14 protein-coding genes and 1 pseudogene are annotated in these 17611 nt (G+C 71.7%); 9 read left to right on the forward strand and 6 right to left on the reverse strand.

Features of this window, described 5'->3' with window-relative positions; genetic code table 11:
- Positions 1 to 223: 223 nt before the first annotated feature.
- Positions 224 to 1663: an NADP-dependent phosphogluconate dehydrogenase gene (gndA, locus tag ACFYPA_RS02095; protein ID WP_389128858.1), complete on the forward strand. Its 1440-nt coding sequence runs from the start codon at positions 224 to 226 to the stop codon at positions 1661 to 1663.
- 196 nt (positions 1664 to 1859) lie between these two features.
- Here gndA and ACFYPA_RS02100 read toward each other — a convergent pair whose 3' ends face one another.
- Positions 1860 to 2555, reverse strand: a complete 696-nt coding sequence (locus ACFYPA_RS02100) for a type 1 glutamine amidotransferase domain-containing protein (RefSeq protein ID WP_389128861.1) — start codon at positions 2553 to 2555, stop codon at positions 1860 to 1862.
- A 140-nt stretch (positions 2556 to 2695) separates the two neighbouring features.
- On the opposite strand from ACFYPA_RS02100, the gene ACFYPA_RS02105 reads away from it, so the two are divergent.
- The 6 genes from ACFYPA_RS02105 to ACFYPA_RS02130 all read left to right on the forward strand — a co-directional run bounded on the left by ACFYPA_RS02105 (position 2696) and on the right by ACFYPA_RS02130 (position 8590).
- Positions 2696 to 3655 carry a LysR family transcriptional regulator gene (locus ACFYPA_RS02105; RefSeq protein WP_389128863.1) on the forward strand — a complete coding sequence of 320 codons (960 nt, stop codon included), beginning with the start codon at positions 2696 to 2698 and terminating at the stop codon, positions 3653 to 3655.
- A 469-nt stretch (positions 3656 to 4124) separates the two neighbouring features.
- Entirely contained in the window at positions 4125 to 5195 is a 1071-nt protein-coding gene (locus tag ACFYPA_RS02110; protein ID WP_389128866.1) for a Dyp-type peroxidase, read from the forward strand.
- Entirely contained in the window at positions 5195 to 5992 is a 798-nt protein-coding gene (locus ACFYPA_RS02115; RefSeq protein WP_389128869.1) for a family 1 encapsulin nanocompartment shell protein, read from the forward strand. The genes ACFYPA_RS02110 and ACFYPA_RS02115 overlap by 1 nt, the downstream gene beginning before the upstream one ends.
- Positions 5993 to 6214: 222 nt before the next feature.
- Positions 6215 to 7576, forward strand: coding sequence for a diaminopimelate decarboxylase (locus ACFYPA_RS02120; RefSeq protein WP_389128872.1), 1362 nt, complete (start codon positions 6215 to 6217; stop codon positions 7574 to 7576).
- 61 nt (positions 7577 to 7637) lie between these two features.
- A complete protein-coding gene (locus ACFYPA_RS02125) occupies positions 7638 to 8150 on the forward strand; it encodes a MarR family winged helix-turn-helix transcriptional regulator (protein ID WP_389128875.1) in 513 nt (170 codons plus the stop codon).
- On the forward strand, positions 8147 to 8590 hold the full coding sequence (locus ACFYPA_RS02130; RefSeq protein ID WP_389128878.1) for a hypothetical protein: 444 nt from the start codon (positions 8147 to 8149) through the stop codon (positions 8588 to 8590). The genes ACFYPA_RS02125 and ACFYPA_RS02130 overlap by 4 nt, the downstream gene beginning before the upstream one ends.
- Before the next feature lie 434 nt (positions 8591 to 9024).
- Here ACFYPA_RS02130 and ACFYPA_RS02135 read toward each other — a convergent pair whose 3' ends face one another.
- The 4 genes and pseudogenes from ACFYPA_RS02135 to ACFYPA_RS02150 form a co-directional block, all read right to left on the reverse strand.
- Complete coding sequence (locus ACFYPA_RS02135) at positions 9025 to 9663, reverse strand: aspartate/glutamate racemase family protein (RefSeq protein WP_389128881.1); 639 nt, start codon at positions 9661 to 9663, stop codon at positions 9025 to 9027.
- 66 nt (positions 9664 to 9729) lie between these two features.
- Positions 9730 to 10092 carry a GNAT family N-acetyltransferase gene (locus tag ACFYPA_RS02140; protein ID WP_389128884.1) on the reverse strand — a complete coding sequence of 121 codons (363 nt, stop codon included), beginning with the start codon at positions 10090 to 10092 and terminating at the stop codon, positions 9730 to 9732.
- A 29-nt stretch (positions 10093 to 10121) separates the two neighbouring features.
- A complete protein-coding gene (panD, locus tag ACFYPA_RS02145) occupies positions 10122 to 10547 on the reverse strand; it encodes an aspartate 1-decarboxylase (protein WP_389128887.1) in 426 nt (141 codons plus the stop codon).
- Between the two features lie 381 nt (positions 10548 to 10928).
- A pseudogene (locus tag ACFYPA_RS02150) lies at positions 10929 to 11788 on the reverse strand (transposase).
- A 224-nt stretch (positions 11789 to 12012) separates the two neighbouring features.
- Between ACFYPA_RS02150 and uvrA the strand changes: the two are divergent.
- Positions 12013 to 14481, forward strand: a complete 2469-nt coding sequence (uvrA, locus tag ACFYPA_RS02155) for an excinuclease ABC subunit UvrA (protein WP_389128889.1) — start codon at positions 12013 to 12015, stop codon at positions 14479 to 14481.
- A 280-nt stretch (positions 14482 to 14761) separates the two neighbouring features.
- Positions 14762 to 16945 carry an FUSC family protein gene (locus ACFYPA_RS02160; protein ID WP_359311748.1) on the forward strand — a complete coding sequence of 728 codons (2184 nt, stop codon included), beginning with the start codon at positions 14762 to 14764 and terminating at the stop codon, positions 16943 to 16945.
- A gap of 8 nt (positions 16946 to 16953) precedes the next feature.
- Here the strand turns inward: ACFYPA_RS02160 and ACFYPA_RS02165 are convergent, their stop codons facing one another.
- Positions 16954 to 17598, reverse strand: a complete 645-nt coding sequence (locus tag ACFYPA_RS02165; RefSeq protein ID WP_359084173.1) for an MEDS domain-containing protein — start codon at positions 17596 to 17598, stop codon at positions 16954 to 16956.
- Positions 17599 to 17611 lie beyond the last annotated feature (13 nt).

Here is a 17611-nt window from a genome sequence, read left to right on the forward strand (position 1 = left end):
GCGAAAGAGCGCTCTCCCGCAGTGTCCTCACTGTTGCGCCGCCGCTGAGGGGGGTGTCGAGGGTGCCTGAACGACGAGCGGTCGGGGCCCGGTGGGGAGCCCTGTTCCATCCGGCTGCTGAACAGGCCGTCCCGCGCCCCCGTATCCATACTGGACATCGGCACCCCGGACCCCCGCGGCCGGACCCTCCCCCCTCTTCCCGACAGATTGCAGGAGCAGACAGATGAGCGGCACTGCGCAGATCGGCGTCACCGGACTCGCGGTGATGGGCCGCAACCTGGCCCGCAACTTCGCCCGCAACGGCTACACGGTCGCGGTGCACAACCGCACGACGGCGAAGACGGATGCCCTGGTGGAGGAGTTCGGTGGCGAGGGAGCCTTCGTCGCCGCGCGCACGCCCGAAGAGTTCGTCGCGGCACTGGAACGGCCGCGCCGCCTGGTCGTCATGGTGAAGGCGGGCGAGCCCACGGACGCGGTCATCCAGGAGTTCGCCCCGTTGCTGGACGAGGGCGACATCATCATCGACGGTGGCAACGCACATTTCGAGGACACCCGGCGCCGCGAGAAGGAACTGCGTGAACGAGGCATCCACTTCGTCGGCGCGGGCATCTCGGGCGGCGAGGAGGGCGCGCTGAACGGGCCGAGCATCATGCCCGGCGGTTCGGCCCGGTCCTACGATTCGCTCGGGCCGATGCTGGAGAGGATCGCGGCGAAGGCGAAGGACGGCACGCCCTGCACCACCCACATCGGGCCGGACGGCGCCGGGCACTTCGTGAAGATGGTCCACAACGGCATCGAGTACGCGGACATGCAGCTCATCGGCGAGGCCTACCAGTTGCTGCGCGACGTGGCCGGTTACTCCCCCGCGCAGATCGCGGACATCTTCCGCGCCTGGAACTCCGGCCGCCTCGACTCCTACCTCATCGAGATCACCGCAGAAGTGCTCTCACATGTCGATGCGTCGACCGGTGCGCCCTTCGTGGATGTCGTGCTCGACCAGGCGGAGCAGAAGGGCACCGGCCGCTGGACCGTACAGATCGCCCTGGACGTGGGCGTTCCCGTCTCCGCCATCGCCGAGGCGGTCTTCGCCCGCTCCGTCTCCGGCCACACCGCACTCCGTGAAGCCTCACGCCACCTCGCCGGCCCGACCGCCGACAAGCTCGGCGAGGACGAGGCGAAGGCCTTCGCCGACCAGGTCGAGCAGGCGCTGTACGCCTCGAAGATCGTCGCCTACACCCAGGGCTTCCACGAGATCGCGGCCGGCAGCGAGCAGTACGACTGGAACATCGACCTCGGCAAGGTCGCCGCGATCTGGCGCGGCGGATGCATCATCCGGGCCGCGTTCCTCGACCGCATCACCAGTGCCTACGAAGCGCAGCCGCAGTTGCCGAGCCTGATCTCCGACAAGAGCTTCGCGCAGGAGATCGCGGCGGCGCAGAACGACTGGCGCGCCGTGATCTCCACCGCCGTCACCCAGGGCGTCCCCACCCCCGCCTTCGCCGCCACCCTCGCCTACTACGACTCCCTGCGCGCCGAACGTCTCCCCGCGGCCCTCACCCAGGGGCAGCGCGACTACTTCGGCGCGCACACCTACCACCGCACCGACCGCGAGGGCACGTTCCACACCCTCTGGGGCGGCGACCGAACCGAAGTCAAGAGCTGACCGACACACGCGCAGAGGCCGCCGGCCCTCAGGTGGCCCTTGTGGCGTACTGTGCCGGCCCCCCAGTTCGCCGCGACACTCCCGTACGACGGCGGCCCGCGCGCCGAACGGCTGCCGGCGGCGCCCACCGGGGGCAGCGGGACTTCTCCGTCCGGCGCGCGCCTACCGCCGGAGCGACGCCGTCAGCCGATCGCCGTCAGCCGATCTTCTTGAGCAGTTCGTCGGCGAGCGGGCCGGACGATGCCGGATTCTGACCGGTGACCAGATTGCGGTCGACGACCACGTGGGGGGCCCACGGCTCGCCCTCCTGGAAGTCGGTGCCGATCTCGACGAGACGGTCCTGGAGCAGCCACTTGGCCTTGTCGGCGAAGCCTGCCTGGCTCTCCTCGGTGTTGGTGAAGCCGGTGAGCCGGTACCCGGCGAAGGCATGGGTGCCGTCGCCCTTCGTTGCCGCGAGTACGGCGGCCGGGGCGTGGCAGACGATGCCGAGAGGCATGCCGGAGTCCAGCGCCCGGATCAGCAGCCTGCCGGAGTCGGCGTTGACCGCCAGGTCCTCCATGGGGCCGTGCCCGCCCGGGTAGAAGACCGCCGCGTAGTCGGCCGGGTTCACGTCCTCCAGCTTCAGCGGGTGCTCAAGCTCCGTCATGCCGGCGACGGCCGCCGCCACCTTGTCGGCGTTCTCCTGGCCGTCGTTGAACTCGGGGGCGAGGCTGCCCCGGTCCACGGTCGGCACCACTCCACCGGGGGTGGCGACGACGATCTCGTGTCCGGCGGCGCGGAACCTCTCGTACGGGGCGACGACCTCCTCCGCCCAGAAGCCGGTCGGGTGGGCGGTGCCGTCGGCCAGCGTCCAGTGGTCGGACCCGGTCACCACGAAAAGGATCTTTGCCATGTCACATCTTTCGGAGAGACGGGGCGGCCGGCGCCCCATGGTTTACGCGCTCCGGCGGCCCCGCTCTTTCGGGCCGCCGTCACGCCGACGGATTCCACGGTACGGCCGGTCCCCTACATGAATCCAATAGGATCGCCCCCATGAGCGATAGGGAATCCAATGGGATGACGGGAATGGGGCAGACGGCTGCCACCGGCCCGACGGATCTCAACCTGTTGCGTACCTTCCTCGCCGTTCACCGCTCCGGTTCCTTCACCGCCGCCGCCCGTGTGCTGGGTCTGTCCCAGCCGACGGTGACCACTCAGATCCGCACCCTGGAGCGCCGACTGGGGCGCGACCTCTTCGAGCGGCAGGCGCGTGGCGTGGTGGCCGTACCCTTCGCGGACGCTCTCGCCCTCCGTGTCGCCGCACCCCTCGACGACCTGGCGGTGGTCACCGGGGACGACGGCCGCACCGGAGCGCCGGTAGCCGGTCCGGTCCGGCTGGCCGGACCCGCCGAGCTGCTGTGCCTGCGGGCGCTCCCGGCACTCGCGGCGCTTGTGACCCAGGGGGTGCGGTTGCGCACGAGCACCGGCCTGACGGACCCGCTGCTCGACGAACTGCGCTCGGGTCAGCATGACTTGGTGATCTCGACCGTCCGGCCGCGGGGCCGCTCCCTGAGCGCCGTCCCGCTGATGGACGAGGAGTTCGTCCTGGTCACGGCGCCCGGCGTCGCCGAGCGCGTCGGAGGCCCGCCGGCAGTGGCCGCCGCCGGGCCCGTCGTGCTGCACGGGGTGCCGCTGATCACGTACGCGGAGGACCTGCCGATCGCCCGCCGCTACTGGCGGCACGTGTTCGGCAGACGACTGGACTGCTCGGCCGCCGTGACCGTCCCCGACCTGCGCGGCGTCCTCTCCCTGGTCGCCGCGGGCGCGGGCTTCTCGGTGCTGCCCCGCTATCTCTGCACGGCCGAACTGACCTCGGGAGCGCTGACGTTGCTCGCCGATCCGGAGGACCCGCCGATCAACACGGTTTATCTGGTGCAGCGGCCGGGCTCCGCGGCGAACCCCCATGTGGCCCTGGTCCGCGACCATCTCGTGCGGGCGGGCCGGGGCTGGTAGACCGGCAACCGTTCCCGGAGAGCGGGGCCGTCCGGCTGTTCGCGGAGTTCCGCGTACACGGCCATGACCACGTCGACGACGGGGCCGGCCTGCGCGGAGTCCGGGCCGGCGCCTGCCGCGCGCCGGGGCGGCGTGCTCGCGGATCAGTGCTTCCGGGCCGCGCGCGGGGACACCCGCCGTGCGATCGGGTCGGTCGGCGGCGTGATGCCCCACGCTCGACCGATCGGCGGCGTGATGCCCCCCGGGCCCGTCGGCGGCGTGCTGCGCGGCCGTGCGTCGCATGACCGTCCGGAAGCAGGGGTCCTGGCAGAGTGGTGACGGGCCGGGTGACCGGTCGCCCGGCCGGGTGACCCGGGGTGCGGCGGGCCCCGGGATGTGGGTAAGTGGCAGCGGGTCCCGCACGCCGTCGCCGCGGCAGGGACCGTGTTCCACCGCGTCGTACCGCCGAGCCAGCTCATGGAGCCGCCGCATGCCCGAGATCACCGAGCAACCGGCCCCGGCACAGCCCGTCGTCGCGCCACTGTCCGGTGCGGCCCTGATCCTCGTCGCCACGATCGAGCCCGGCGGTGAGCGGGTCGTCCGCGAAGCGCTGCCGGATCTGGCGGCCTTCGCCCGGTCCATCGGCTTCCGCTATCCGGATGCGGGGCTGGTGTGTGTGACCGGGTTCGGCTCCGACGCCTGGGACCGGTTGTTCTCGGGCCCCAGGCCGGCCGCGTTGCACCCCTTCCAGGAGTTGCGAGGCGCCCGTCATCACGCCCCGGCGACCCCGGGCGACCTGCTGTTCCACATCCGGGCCGAGCGGATGGACGTGTGCTGGGAGTGGGCCACGCGGTTGCTGGACCGGCTGGGCGGGGCGGTGAAGGTCGTCGACGAGACGCAGGGGTTCCGCTACCTCGACCACCGGGACCTGCTCGGGTTCGTCGACGGCACCGAGAACCCGGTGGGCGACGACGCCCGCTCGGCGGCCCTCGTGGGGGACGAGGACCCCGCGTTCGCGGGCGGTAGTTACGTCGTCGTACAGAAGTACCTGCACGACCTGGCCGCATGGAACGCCCTGCCGACCGAGGAGCAGGAGCGGGTGATCGGTCGGACGAAGTTCACCGACATCGAGCTGGCCGACGACCGCAAACCGGCCGACTCCCATGTCGCGCTGAACACCATCACCGACCCGGACGGCACGGAGCGCGACATCCTGCGGGCCAACATGCCTTTCGGCAGCTTCGGACAGGGCGAGTTCGGCACGTACTTCATCGGATTCGCCGCCGACCCGGACGTCACCGAGCGGATGCTGCGCAACATGTTCCTCGGCGATCCACCCGGCACCCATGACCGCATCCTCGACTTCTCGACGGCGGTCACCGGCACGCTCTTCCACGCCCCCGGCGCCGACTTCCTCGACGCCCCGCCGCCGTCGCCCGCCGCCGTCGAGGCCACGCCCCAGCCCGAACCGGCGTCCGCGCCGGTGGCGAGGACCGTGGTCGCGCCGGGAGTACGGGACGGTTCGCTGCGCATCGGCAGCCTGCGAGAAAGCGCCCAGTGATGAACAACCTCCATCGCGAACTCGCCCCCGTCACCCAGGCCGCCTGGGACCAGATCGAAGAGGAGGCCCGGCGCACCTTCAGCCGCCATCTGGCCGGCCGCCGTGTCGTCGACGTCAGCGGGCCGGAGGGTCCGCGGCTGGCAGCGGTCGGCGACGGCCATCTGCGCGTCATCGACCCACCCACCCCCGACGTCATCGCCCGGGCCCGTACGTCGATGCCCGTCATCGAGTGGCGGGTGCCGTTCACGGTGACGCGGGCGGCCGTCGACGATGTCGAGCGCGGTTCGGACGACAGCGACTGGCAGCCCGTCAAGGACGCCGCCCGCACCTGTGCCTTCGCCGAGGACATGGCGGTCATCGACGGTTACGCCGCGGCCGGGATCACCGGTCTGCGGGACGGCTCCTCGCACGCCCCGCTGCCGTTGCCGGCCGATGCGCGCGACTATCCGGCCGCGGTCAGCCAGGCACTGACCCGGTTGCGCCTCGCCGGTGTGGACGGGCCGTACCGGCTGCTGCTGGGCGCGGACGCGTTCACGGAGGCGACGGAGACGTCCGACCACGGCTATCCCGTCTCCACGCACCTGACCCGGCTGCTGGACGACCAGATCCTGTGGGCGCCGGCGGTCGCGGGCGGGGTGCTGCTGTCCACCCGGGGCGGCGACTTCGAACTGTGCCTGGGTGAGGACCTGTCCATCGGCTACCAGGACCATGACGCGACGGACATCCGGCTGTACTTCCACCAGTCGTTCACCTTCCGGATGCTGACCCCGGAGGCGGTGGTTCCGATCATCGCCTGAACCGCGGCGGAAGGGGGTCCGGACGACCCCCTTCACCGGCCGCTCATCCCACTCACCGCTCACCCCACTCACCGTCCGCCGCACCGAACGGGCCGGCCGCGGTCCGTACCGTTCTCCGGCCGCCGGGCCGAGGGCCCGCACCGATGCAGTCCTGTGGGACGGAGACCGATGGCGTCCTGTGGGACGGAGACTGCGGGGCGACCGATCACCACGACTGATTCCATGAGCCTTTTGCCCTCATCCTCCGACCCGCCCCCCTCCGCGCGTGTCGCGGCCGCGGTCCGCCACGCCGTCGCGGCAGGTCTGCTCGGCGAGTCCAGCCCGGTCGCCGGCTTCGTCGACACGGACGGCGTGCGGGACTCGGTCGCCGCGCTCCACGAGGCGTTCGCCGGGGTGCCCGGTGTGCTGCACACCTTCGCCGCGAAGGCCGCGTCGCTCGTGCCCGTGCTGCGGCTCCTCGCGGCGTGCGGCATGGGCTGCGAGGTCGCGAGCCCGGGTGAACTGCGGATCGCGCTCGACGCGGGGTTCGCACCGTCGAAGATCGTCCTCGACTCCCCCGCGAAGACGCGTGACGAGATCCGGCGGGCCCTGGCGCTCGGTGCGGCGCTCAACGCCGACAACCTCGCCGAGGTGGACCGGATCGCTTCGCTGCGCCCCTCGGACGCGGTGTCCGCCATCGGGCTCCGGGTCGGCCCGCAGGTCGGCGGCGGGTCCATCGGCGCGAAGGGCCCGGCCGCGCCCGCCCCGCGGTGCGGCGTGGCGCTGAGCGATCCCGGCGCGCGCGAGCGGGTCATCGAGGCGTTCGCGGCCCGCCCGTGGCTGACTCGCCTGCACGCCCGTCCCGGCTCGCAGGGCTGTTCCCCGGAGCTGATCGCGGCCGGCATCGGCGAGGTGTACCGGCTGGCCGAGGACATCAACGACCGGCTCGGCCGCCCCCAGATCACCGGCCTCGGCATCGGCGGCGGCCTGCCCGTCAGCGTCGCCGACGACACGGTCCGCCCCGCCTTCGCCGCGTACGTGGCCGCACTGCGCGCGGCGGTGCCGGCCCTGTTCGACGGGCGGTACGCGCTCGTCACCGAATTCGGCCGGTCACTGATGGCCGAGAACGGCTTCATCGGCGCGCTGGTCGAGCACACGAAGGACTCCGGTGGACGGCGGATCGCACTCACCCACGCGGGCGCGCAGACAGCCACCCGTACCGTCCTCATGCGGGGCGCCCGGCCGCTGCGGGTCGGTGCGTTCGACGCCGACGGACTCCCGAAGACCGGGCCGGCGCTCGTCCAGGACATCGCGGGGCCGTGCGGATTCGCCGGTGACGTCGTCGCTCCCGCACGGGAGCTGCCCGAGCTGAGGGCGGGCGACTACGTGGTGCTGTACGACACCGGGGCGGGCTGCTTCTCCACGCCGTGGGCCTGCGGCAGCCTGCCGCGGCCCGCGGTGTACGGATTCAGCGCGGCGGCGGGCGCGGGACAGGACGGCCCGACGGTCCGCTTCGCTCCGGTGCGTGACGCCCAGTCGCTGGACTCGATCGCCGCGGAGAGCGGACTGGCGCACGTCGAGGCCTTGTTGCAGCTGGACGCCTGACCCACCTCCCCGTCCGTCTTTTTACTAGCCATGTACATAGTAGCCATGTACCGTATCGGCCATGAGCAACGCACCTGAGGTTCCGGCCGCTCCAGCGGGTCCCGCGGGCCCCACCCCTGGCTTCCTGGTCTGGCGCCTGTCGATGAAATGGCGGGTGGCCATCGACCGGGCCCTGGCGCCGCTCGGACTGACGCACGCGCAGTACTCGCTGCTGGGTTCCCTGCTGGGGATGCAGCAAGCGGGGCTGCGTCCGAGCCAGCGCGCACTGGCTGACCACACCGGACTCGAAGCGCTCTACGTTTCGAAACTGGCCCGCGGCCTGGAGGCCGCCGGGCTCGTCGAGCGGGCGGCCGACCCGGCCGACACCCGTGCGGTCCAGCTGTCCCTGACCGCCGAGGGCCTCACGGTCACCGGCCGCGCGGTCGAGGTGGTGGGCCGGCTCATCGACGCGCTGCTCGCCCCTCTGGGCGGCCTCGACGGCCCGGGCTCCGAGGCGTTCGCCCAAGCACTCACGGCACTGCTCGACGTGCCGGTCCCCGCAGTCACCGGTCCTTCCACCGAGGAGTCATCATGACCAGCGCACCGACCGTCAACGGCCAGATCATCGGCCAGGCCCACTACGCCACGCGCGCCGTTCTCGAAGGGGTGCTGGGCGCCACCGGCACCACGTTCCACGAGTCCGTCGCGCTGAACGCCACGGCGGACAACGGCGGAAGCATCGAGCGCCGCCCGCTCGTCGAGCGGATGACCTCCACGCTGAAGATCGACGCCGCCACCGTGGAGACGGCCCTGGCCGAGCTGATCGCGCAAGGGCTGCTGGAGGTGGAGCCGGAAGACCCTGCGCGGCTGACCATGACGGCCGGGGGCAGCGAGCTGCACCGTACGCACAGGGCCGCTCTCGCCGAGATCACCGCCCGCCTGTACGCGGACCTGCCGGCCGACGACTTGGCGGCGGCGGGCCGGGTCCTGACCGAGGTCACGGCACGGGCCAACACCGTGCTGGCCGGGGGCTGAGCCGAACGACCGGTGCCGGACCCGGGCCCGCGAGCAGGTCAGCCGACCGGTGAGGGCTCCGGCTCGGGCGACGGCACCGGCTCGGGGTTCGGCGCGGGTGGCTGCGGGATCGGGTCCGGAGCCGGGCCCGGCGGCGTGGGCACGGGCGGCGTCGGCCCCGGGCCGGGCGGCACCGGCGTCGGCTCGGGCAGCGGCTCGGGCGGCCCCGGCATCGGTCCGGGGGTGGGCACCGGCGGAACCGGATCGGGGAACGGATGGGTCATCTCGGGCCTCCGAAAGGTCGGGGTGGATCTCCTCCACCGTCTCCCGGAGCGGCTGCCCGCGCCCGGCGAGTCCACACGTACGGGCTGCGGATGCACCGGGCCGGCTCACGACCTCACCCGTTCGCCTCACCCGTTCGCCTCGCCCGTCGAGACCGTGAGCGGGTGACGCCGTCAGCGCACGGCCGCGACCGCCGCGGCGTCCAGCCCCGGGCGCGGGCTGGAAAGGACCGGGATCCGGGTGACCGTACGCGCGGCCGCGCCCGCCATGGACACCTGGGCCAGCACGATCACATCGGCGTCCGTGACGGCGTCGGCCGCGGCCGCCACGAGATCCAGGTAGCCGTCCTGATCACCGGCCACGAAGCGCTCCCAGGCACCATCGACCAGCACCGTGCGCACCTCAAGGCCCCGCTTCCCCGCCCGCTCCGCCTCCTGGGCGATCAGAGCCCGGGTCGGTTCCAGGGTGGCGTGGTGCGCCGCCAGGACGGTGACCCTCCCGGCACGGACGGCGGCGGCCGCCATCGGCCGGTCGACGCGCAGAACAGGAACGCCCAGCCGCGCCCCGACGGACTCGGCGACGCCACCGATCGTCGAACAGGTGCAGAGCACCGCGGCGGCCCCTTCGGCGGCGGCGCTGCTCACCAGCGCCTCGACATCGCCCGCCACCGCCTCCGGCCCCAGCACGCCCGCCCGGTCGAGCAGGTCCTCGTACACGAAGTGGCGCACGACGAGACCAGGATGGTGGGCGTCCCGCAGGGCATCGAAAACCGGGACGTGGACCGGAGAGGTGTGCAGAAGTGCGAGGCTCATCCGCGACACGCTACCGGCAGCCCGACCCACGCCCGGCAGCTGTCCGCCGCCCGCCCGGACAGCGGGTCACTGGAGCTCGGGGTGTGAAGCGAGCTCCTTCATTGCCCGCTCCACCAGCTCCGCCGGGGCCTCGGGGGCCTCGTCGGGGTGACGTGACGCCCACTTGGCGGCGTACGGACAGAGCGGGACCACCGGGACGCCCTCGCGGGCGGCCATGGAGTAGAACTCCTTGACCAGGGCGCCACCGATGCCCTTGCCCTCGTGCCCCTGCTCGACGACGGTGTGCACGGCGACGAGCGCCGCAGGTGTCCCGGCCAGCACGAAGTAGACGATGACCCCGGCGGCCTCGCCCTCCACGTAAGCGAGCAGTCTGCCCGCCGCCCGGTCGTCACGGATGTCGGGACCGGCCTGTCCGGACTGCTCTCCCATGGTCGATGCTCCCTCGCTGATGAGGCGCTTCAGCGCGCCGCGGGCACGGCGTGCGGACTGCGCTCGGTGTCGGAACCCGGCACGGGCGCGGAGGCGTCGGCCCCGAGCTCGACGATCCGGTTGCCCGCGTCGACATGGACGATACGCGGAATCAGCTCGCGCGCCTCGGCGTCGTCGACCTGCGCATAGCTGATGAGGATGACCAGGTCACCGGGGTGCACGAGGTGGGCGGCGGCTCCGTTGATCCCGATGACACCGGAGCCGCGCTCGCCCGCGATGACGTACGTCTCCAGCCTGGCACCGTTGTCGATGTCGACGATGTGGACGAGCTCGCCGGGCAGCAGGTCGGCGGCTTCCATCAACGCGGAGTCGATCGTGACGGAGCCGACGTAGTGCAGGTCGGCCTGGGTCACGGTGGCACGGTGGATCTTGGACTTGAACAGAGTACGCAGCACTTGGGACTCCTCCGAGACGGCTCCCTGCCTGCTTTGTGCAGGTCAAGGGCGGTCTTGAGTGTACACCGGCACGTGCCGAACGATGTTTGTGAAGAACATCGCCTCCGGTCAGGCGAAGTGGCTTCCTACCTGGGCTTTCCCTTCGCTCAGGCCTCTGTTGGGACAATCGCCCCGGAACGCGCGGGGGCCTCGTGCTGGCCGGATGCTGACATACCTGACGAGTCATCATGCATGCGGAAGACCCCTCAGCACGAAGCCCCCTCAGCACACGGACGAAGTGCGCCCACGCACCACCACACTGTCGGGCACCGACACCGCTCCGGTTCACGGACCACCTCGACGTCGAACCGTCGCCCCTGGCCTGACTTGCCGGCGAGCCGATCAGGAAGTGTCTGGGCCATGCGCTGAGCGATCTCGGTCGGCGCGTCCGGGTCCGCGAGGAGAGCCACGACCGTAACGCCCTGCGAGGACACCGGCATGGCTGGACCCTTTTCGTCGGCTGTCCCCCCGCGATCGCGGGTGCCCACAAGATGCCCCCGGGGTGGCGTGGGCACGACGTGACACGCTGGCTCCCGCCGACCGGTGCAGGCGGTAGGGCAGATCTCTTCGGTCGCCCAGTACAAAGCCTGCTCTCACCACCGAGGTCATGATCGCGTGTGTCACCGCGGCCACCCGCTTCGGTACCGCGCGCCCGCCTGCCCCGCATGCCGCGCCACCGTCCCCGCCGGGCCGGTAGGGCACGACGTCCGCCGGCCCGCGGGCGACTTCCTTGCCTGTCAGCGCGAGGACGTAGGACAGGCCCCGTTCCGCAAGACCGGGACGGGAGGGCGTGCTGACGCCGTAACCCGCGTCGCCGACGACCGGGTCGCTCAGATTTCGCCTGGGGACGTGGTCAAGCAGGCTCAGCGCAAGACGCCACTGCTCCTGGCGCACCGCGTTCTCCGGGATACCGGCTTGGCGGCAGCGCTCCGGCTCGTCCGTCCAGCCCCTCGGCAAATACAACTGCCACTCCAAGGGCGGGACGCTGTGTCGGTCACGGCATGCATACTGACCGCGACCTGGCAGTTCGCCCAGTTGCCCAGCGCCCCGCAATACTGCCGGGCAACCTCTGCCTGCACGTTCCCGTCCCGGAGACGAGCAGCCATCGGCGGGATCGACTTGCGCCGGCCATTCAGCATCAGGCCCCGCAGATAGCAGGCGCCCCACCGCCACTGATCGCGCGGCGGCAACGACCTGAACATCTCGCCACGAACTCCGTCATCTCAGGCCGGAGCCCCTCCACATCGCTCAGATTCACGTCCAGACGCCCGGAAAACGCCCTCCACCAGCAACTATCACCCAGGGTAACCAAGCGCTACTAGCCGTGTGTCGAGAATGGATCCGGGACACTTCGAACGGTCGTGTGAGCGAACTCGGTGACGGTACCTGTCGCGCGGTTCACGGCGCGATCAGGTAAGCAGGAACGGTGAACAAGGACGCGAGCGACCCCTTCGTCCATGTCCGGGGCGCCAGTGAGAACAACCTGCGGGACATCGATGTCGATGTTCCGCGGGACGCGATGGTCGCCTTCACCGGCGTCTCCGCTTCGGGCAAGTCCTCGCTCGCGTTCGGCACGCTCTACGCGGAGGCCCAGCGGCGCTACTTCGAGTCCGTAGCACCGTACGCCCGAAGGCTGTTGCAGCAGGTCGGCGCACCGCACGTGCAGGAAATCACCGGACTGCCACCGGCCGTGGCCCTGCAGCAGCGCCGCGGGGCGCCCAGCTCGCGCTCGACGGTCGGCACCATCACCACGCTGTCCAATCTGCTGCGCATGCTGTACTCCCGCGCCGGCACCTATCCGCCCCGGGCCGCACGGCTTGAAGCGGAGTCGTTCTCACCGAACACCCCGGCCGGCGCCTGCCCGCAGTGCCACGGACTGGGCCTCGTACACGACGTCGCCGAGGACCTGCTCGTCCCGGACCCCTCGCTCAGCATCCGCGAGGGGGCGATCGCCGCCTGGCCGGGTGCCTGGCAGGGCGCCAACCTGCGCAGTGTCGTGAGCGGTTTGGGGATCGACATCGACCGCCCGTGGCGCAGGCTCAGGAAGAAGGACCGGGACTGGCTGCTGTACACGGACGAGCAGCCCTCCGTGTACATCGAGCCGGAGCAGGGCCGCGTCGACTACGGCTACCTGGGCAAGTTCTGGAGTGCCCGCAAGCACGTCATGCACGTCCTCGCCGACTCCAAGAGCGAGAAGATGCGCGAACGGGCGCTCCGGTTCGTCAGGAGTGTGCGCTGCCCCGATTGCCACGGCAGCGGGCTGCGTCCCGAGGCACTCGCCGTGACCTTCGCCGGACGATCCATCGCCGAGATCAACGCGATGCCGCTCACCGAGGTCGTGGCGATGCTGCGGCCCGTCGCGGGACGGTCCAGGGCCGACGCCACCACAGCGACCGCCCGATCCGGGGAGACGACCGAGGTCGCGGTCCGGATCTGCGGCGATCTGGTCGCGCGGGTCGACGTACTGCTCGACCTGGGCCTCGGGTATCTCAGCCTCGGACGCCGCTCGACGACCCTGTCACCCGGCGAGGCGCAGCGCCTGCGCATCGCCACCCAGCTGCGCTCGGGTCTGTTCGGCGTCGTCTACGTCCTCGACGAACCCTCCGCGGGCCTGCACCCGGCTGACGCGGAACCGCTGCTGGACGTACTGGACCGCCTCAGGGCGGCAGGCAACTCACTGTTCGTCGTGGAGCACGACATGGACGTCGTACGGCGGGCGGACTGGGTGGTCGACATCGGACCCCGTGCGGGCGAGGGCGGCGGACGCGTGCTGTACAGCGGCCCGGTCGCCGGTCTTGAGCGGGTCGGGGAGTCGGCCACGAGCCAGTACCTGTTCGGGCGCGCCCAGCCGCTCGATCACCGCCCACGCACACCGCACGGCTGGCTGCACCTGCGCGGCGTTTCCCGCCACAATCTGCACGACGTGTCCGTCGATGTACCGCTCTGCGTACTGACGGCGGTGACGGGCGTGTCCGGTTCCGGAAAGTCGACGCTGGTGACGCAGGTGCTCGCCGAGGTCGTCCGCGCCCACCTCGGACTCATACCCGAGGAGCCCGACGAGGCGCAGTTGGAGGTCGACGTCCAGGACGCGTCGGGGGTCGAGTCGTTCGACCGGCTGGTCCGGGTCGACCAACGGCCCATCGGCCGAACTCCCCGGTCCAACCTGGCCACGTACACGGGGATGTTCGACGCGGTGCGCAAGCTGTACGCGGCGACGGACGAGGCCAGGGCGCGTGGCTACTCGGCCGGGCGGTTCTCCTTCAACGTGCCCGAAGGGCGGTGCGAGACCTGCCAGGGCGAAGGATTCGTCGCGGTAGAACTGCTGTTCCTGCCCGGCACCTACGCGCCATGCCCTACCTGCCAGGGCGCCCGGTACAACGCGGAAACGCTGGAAGTCACCTACCGCGGCAAGAACATCGCGGAAGTGCTGGCGCTGTCGGTCGACGCCGCCGCCGAGTTCCTTTCCGCCGTTCCTGCCGCCTCCCGCAGTCTGGAGACGTTGCGCGAGGTGGGACTGGGGTACCTACGGCTGGGCCGGCCCGCGACGGAACTCAGCGGTGGTGAGGCGCAACGCATCAAGCTGGCCACCGAACTGCAGCGAGCCCGCCGCGGGCACGCGCTCTACCTGCTCGACGAGCCGACGGCCGGGCTGCACCCCTCGGACATCGCGCTGCTGCTGCGACAGCTGCACCGGCTCGTCGACGCCGGCAACACGGTCGTCCTCGTCGAGCACGACCTGGACACGATCGCCACCGCCGACTGGGTCATCGACCTCGGGCCGGGCGGCGGCGACGCGGGAGGGCGGGTGGTCGCGGCGGGCCCGCCGGCCAAGTTGGCGAGGGCCCGCCGCAGCGCCACCGCGCCCTATCTCGCGGCCCGGCTCGCACGCTCCTGACGCCGTGCGAAGGGCTGAGCACCGATCAGCCGGGGTCGGAGCGCACGGCCGCCCGCGTCGCCCTGGCGCGTTCCAGCTTGTGGCGTTCTCGTGGCCAGAGCCACGCTCCGGAGGTGCTCCGTCTGGGCCCATTCCACGATGAGTTCGGCGGCGTGGCGCATCTTGGGATGTCGAAGGCGGCCGCGATGCGGGTGCCGGTTGACACCGCGGCGCCGATCCACGGACCGGGGCTCGGTGCGGCTGACGCGGACGGCCCTGGCCTCGGCCTAAGCTCGGCGCCGTGACGTGGCTGCGGGCGCTGGTGGAGGTCGTGCGATCCGGGCTGACGATCGAGCGCGCGCGGCTCGAACCCCTGGTCGCGCTGCGCGCTGCGACCGGTCTCGCAGTCGTGATCGGACTCGCTCTGTGGCTTTCCTCCCCGGCCTCCGCCGCCTCCGCGGCGTTCGGCGCGTTCTCTGCCGGCACCGCCACGTTCCAGCGCAGTTGGCGCCCGCGCAAGGTGCTCGCGCTGGCTGCTGGTGCCGGTCTGGCGCTCAGTACCTTCCTGGGTTATGTCGCGGCGGCACACCTCGTAGCGTTCCTTCTACTGCTCGCCGTGTGGGCGTTTCTCGCCGGGGTGGCCTGGGCCGCGAGCCCGACAGCCGGGATCGTCGCCACCACCACCGTCGGCATCATGCTGGTGACCGTCACCCTGCCCACCAGCATCGGAGAGGCAGGGGAGCACGCCGCGATCATCGCCTTCGGCGGAGTGGTGCAGGCGACACTCATCCTGCTGGTCCCGATCCGCCGATGGGGAGCACACCGGGACGCGCTCGCCGACGCCCTCGCCGCCGTGGCGGACTACGCCCGGCGGCTGCGGCACGATCCCACGGCCCGCTTCGACCCGGAGCCGTTGATGACGGCCCGGGATGCCGCTGCGGTCACGCCGTTGCAGGCACGCACGCGGCCCGCTGCCCTGCACGGCCCCCGAGGCCTGGCCGAGCGCATCCGGCCCGTCCTGGCCTCACTCGCCGACCCCGCGGTGGGCGCACCGGCGGAGGGCCCGGAACGCGACCGGGCGCGGGAACTGCTGGCCACGGCCGCCGAGGTCCTGGACTCCGCCGCTCGGTCCATCCGCCGCGGTGCCCCGGCCCAGGTCCCTGCCCCGGCCATGGAGGCGCTTCGGGCCGGGGCAAGGGAGGAGGTGCTGAAGGGTCCGGCGAGGGCGGCCGCGTCCCGGCTGGTCGACCTGCTCGGCGAAGTCGTGGAGACCGCAGAGTGCGGTGACAGCCACGCGGGGTTCGCCCCTGCCCCCGGGAAGCCGGGTGCCTCGCCCCTGCTGCGTCCGACCGTGCTCCGGATGGTGCCGACCGTCCTGCGTTCGATGCGTCACGAACTCGTGCGGGACTCGCCGGTCCTCCGGCACGCCATACGCCTGGCGGTGGTGGCCTCCCTCGGCTACTTGCTCGGTACGGCGCTCCCCTTGGGGCACGGCTACTGGGTGCCGATCACCTCCGTCATGGTGCTGCGACCCGACTTTCATCAGACTTATGCCCGTGCCGTGGCCCGGTTCGTCGGCACTCTGATCGGTGTCGGGCTGGCCACCGGGGTGGTTCAGTTGCTGGATCCGGGCCCGTATCTGGCGGGCGGGCTGGCCGTGTCCTCGGCCGCGTTGCTGTACCTGCTGATGCACACCGGGTACGCGGTCTCCCAGTCCTTTGTGGCGGCGTATGTCGTCTTCCTGCTCGGGATGGGGGGCGAGGAGTGGCACCAGACCGTGCCGGACCGGGTGCTGCTCACGCTGATCGGCGGTGCGCTCGCGATGCTGGCCTACGTGGTTTTCCCGGCCTGGGAGACCCCGCGGCTGCTTGACCGGCTCGCGGACTGGCTCGCCGCGAGCGGGCGCTACGCGGCGGCGGTGATCGCCGCGTACGCGGATCCGGCGGACCGGCACCGTGCGGAAGTGCGGCGGGCCCTGCTCGCCAGCCGTGCGGCGGAGGCAGCGTGGGACGAGGCCTTCGACCGGGCCGGGCGGGAGCCCGTCAAGCACCGTGGACTGAGCCGCAGTGCGGCAGAGGATGCCCGGGAAGCACTCAAATCGCTGGGGCGAGCGGCGATGCTGCTGGAGGCCCATCTGCCGGCGCGGGGGACGCGGCCTGTCCCCGACGCCGAGCGGTTCGCCGAGTCCCTGAGGGCGGACACCGCGCAGGCGGCACGGGAGGTACGTCAGCGGCTGACCCCGTCCTGGGACCGGGTCGAGGAGGCGCTCGCCGCCTGGGAGAGCGCCGAGGACAGCCCGGCTCCGGTGGTGCGGCGCGGTGCCGAACTCGTGCTCCGGGCACTTGAGGAGCTGACGACCGCCATCGGTACGTCGCCGCTGGAGCGGGAGGTGGCGTCGGTCCGGCAGGATCGGCAGGCACGAGCGGACATGGAAGAGGGAGCGCAGGACGACGTATCGGCCCGACCGCCGCGGGAGGGCATCTGAGCGGGCCGTCAGCCTTCGGCGGCGGCCGTCGCGCCGGGCGCTTTCCCGGGCGCCGGGCAGTACGGATTTTCCATGATCATGCCGTTGAGCCAGACCAGCGGGTGGGCCTTGACCAGGGGAAGGATCACATCGCTGCGGAATACATCCAGGTCGTACATGCACATGCCCACCTGGGGATAGGCCCGCAGCCAGCGTGTCGCGTTCACCTCGTACCGGACGAGTGCCCGGACGAAGGAAAGCTGCACGAGGGGCCGGGCCCAGCTCATATCGGTTGCCAGCCGGGCGAGGGCGCCGTTGCCGCCCGGGAACGTCTCGTCGGACCAGGCGTACATCCGGGCCAGTGTGCGGTCTCCGTCGAAGGTCCCGTTCTGCAGGTACTCGGTCGGGCCCTTGATCTGGAGGTTCTCCAGACCCCGGCCGCCTGCGGGCCCGGCCGCGGTCAGGACGTCGCGGACCGTGGGGCCCTCTCCCTCCGCGGCCAGGAAGAGACAGGTGTGCCCCCTGTCCAGGCCGTCCGCGAAGTACGGTGCCACGAGCCGGTCCCGCTCGGCGCGGCCCCGGTACAGGGCGCAGACATGGTCACCAGCAGCCAGCGGAATACCGCTCACCGAAGCGACGGATGCCCGGAGGGTCTCCTCTGTCCGTCGATGCATCGCTCGCCTCCTG

Origin of the sequence: Streptomyces sp. NPDC005775, from assembly GCF_042871565.1 — a bacterium.
Lineage (GTDB): Bacteria > Actinomycetota > Actinomycetes > Streptomycetales > Streptomycetaceae > Streptomyces.

Coding starts and splice junctions, on each gene's coding strand:
- ACFYPA_RS02165 (WP_359084173.1), bottom strand. CDS start 17,598: ATGCATCGACGGACAGAGGAGACCCTCCGGGCATCCGTCGCTTCGGTG.
- gndA (WP_389128858.1), top strand. CDS start 224: ATGAGCGGCACTGCGCAGATCGGCGTCACCGGACTCGCGGTGATGGGC.
- ACFYPA_RS02105 (WP_389128863.1), top strand. CDS start 2,696: ATGAGCGATAGGGAATCCAATGGGATGACGGGAATGGGGCAGACGGCT.
- ACFYPA_RS02100 (WP_389128861.1), bottom strand. CDS start 2,555: ATGGCAAAGATCCTTTTCGTGGTGACCGGGTCCGACCACTGGACGCTG.
- ACFYPA_RS02140 (WP_389128884.1), bottom strand. CDS start 10,092: ATGGGAGAGCAGTCCGGACAGGCCGGTCCCGACATCCGTGACGACCGG.
- ACFYPA_RS02125 (WP_389128875.1), top strand. CDS start 7,638: ATGAGCAACGCACCTGAGGTTCCGGCCGCTCCAGCGGGTCCCGCGGGC.
- ACFYPA_RS02120 (WP_389128872.1), top strand. CDS start 6,215: ATGAGCCTTTTGCCCTCATCCTCCGACCCGCCCCCCTCCGCGCGTGTC.
- ACFYPA_RS02110 (WP_389128866.1), top strand. CDS start 4,125: ATGCCCGAGATCACCGAGCAACCGGCCCCGGCACAGCCCGTCGTCGCG.
- ACFYPA_RS02135 (WP_389128881.1), bottom strand. CDS start 9,663: ATGAGCCTCGCACTTCTGCACACCTCTCCGGTCCACGTCCCGGTTTTC.
- ACFYPA_RS02130 (WP_389128878.1), top strand. CDS start 8,147: ATGACCAGCGCACCGACCGTCAACGGCCAGATCATCGGCCAGGCCCAC.
- ACFYPA_RS02115 (WP_389128869.1), top strand. CDS start 5,195: ATGAACAACCTCCATCGCGAACTCGCCCCCGTCACCCAGGCCGCCTGG.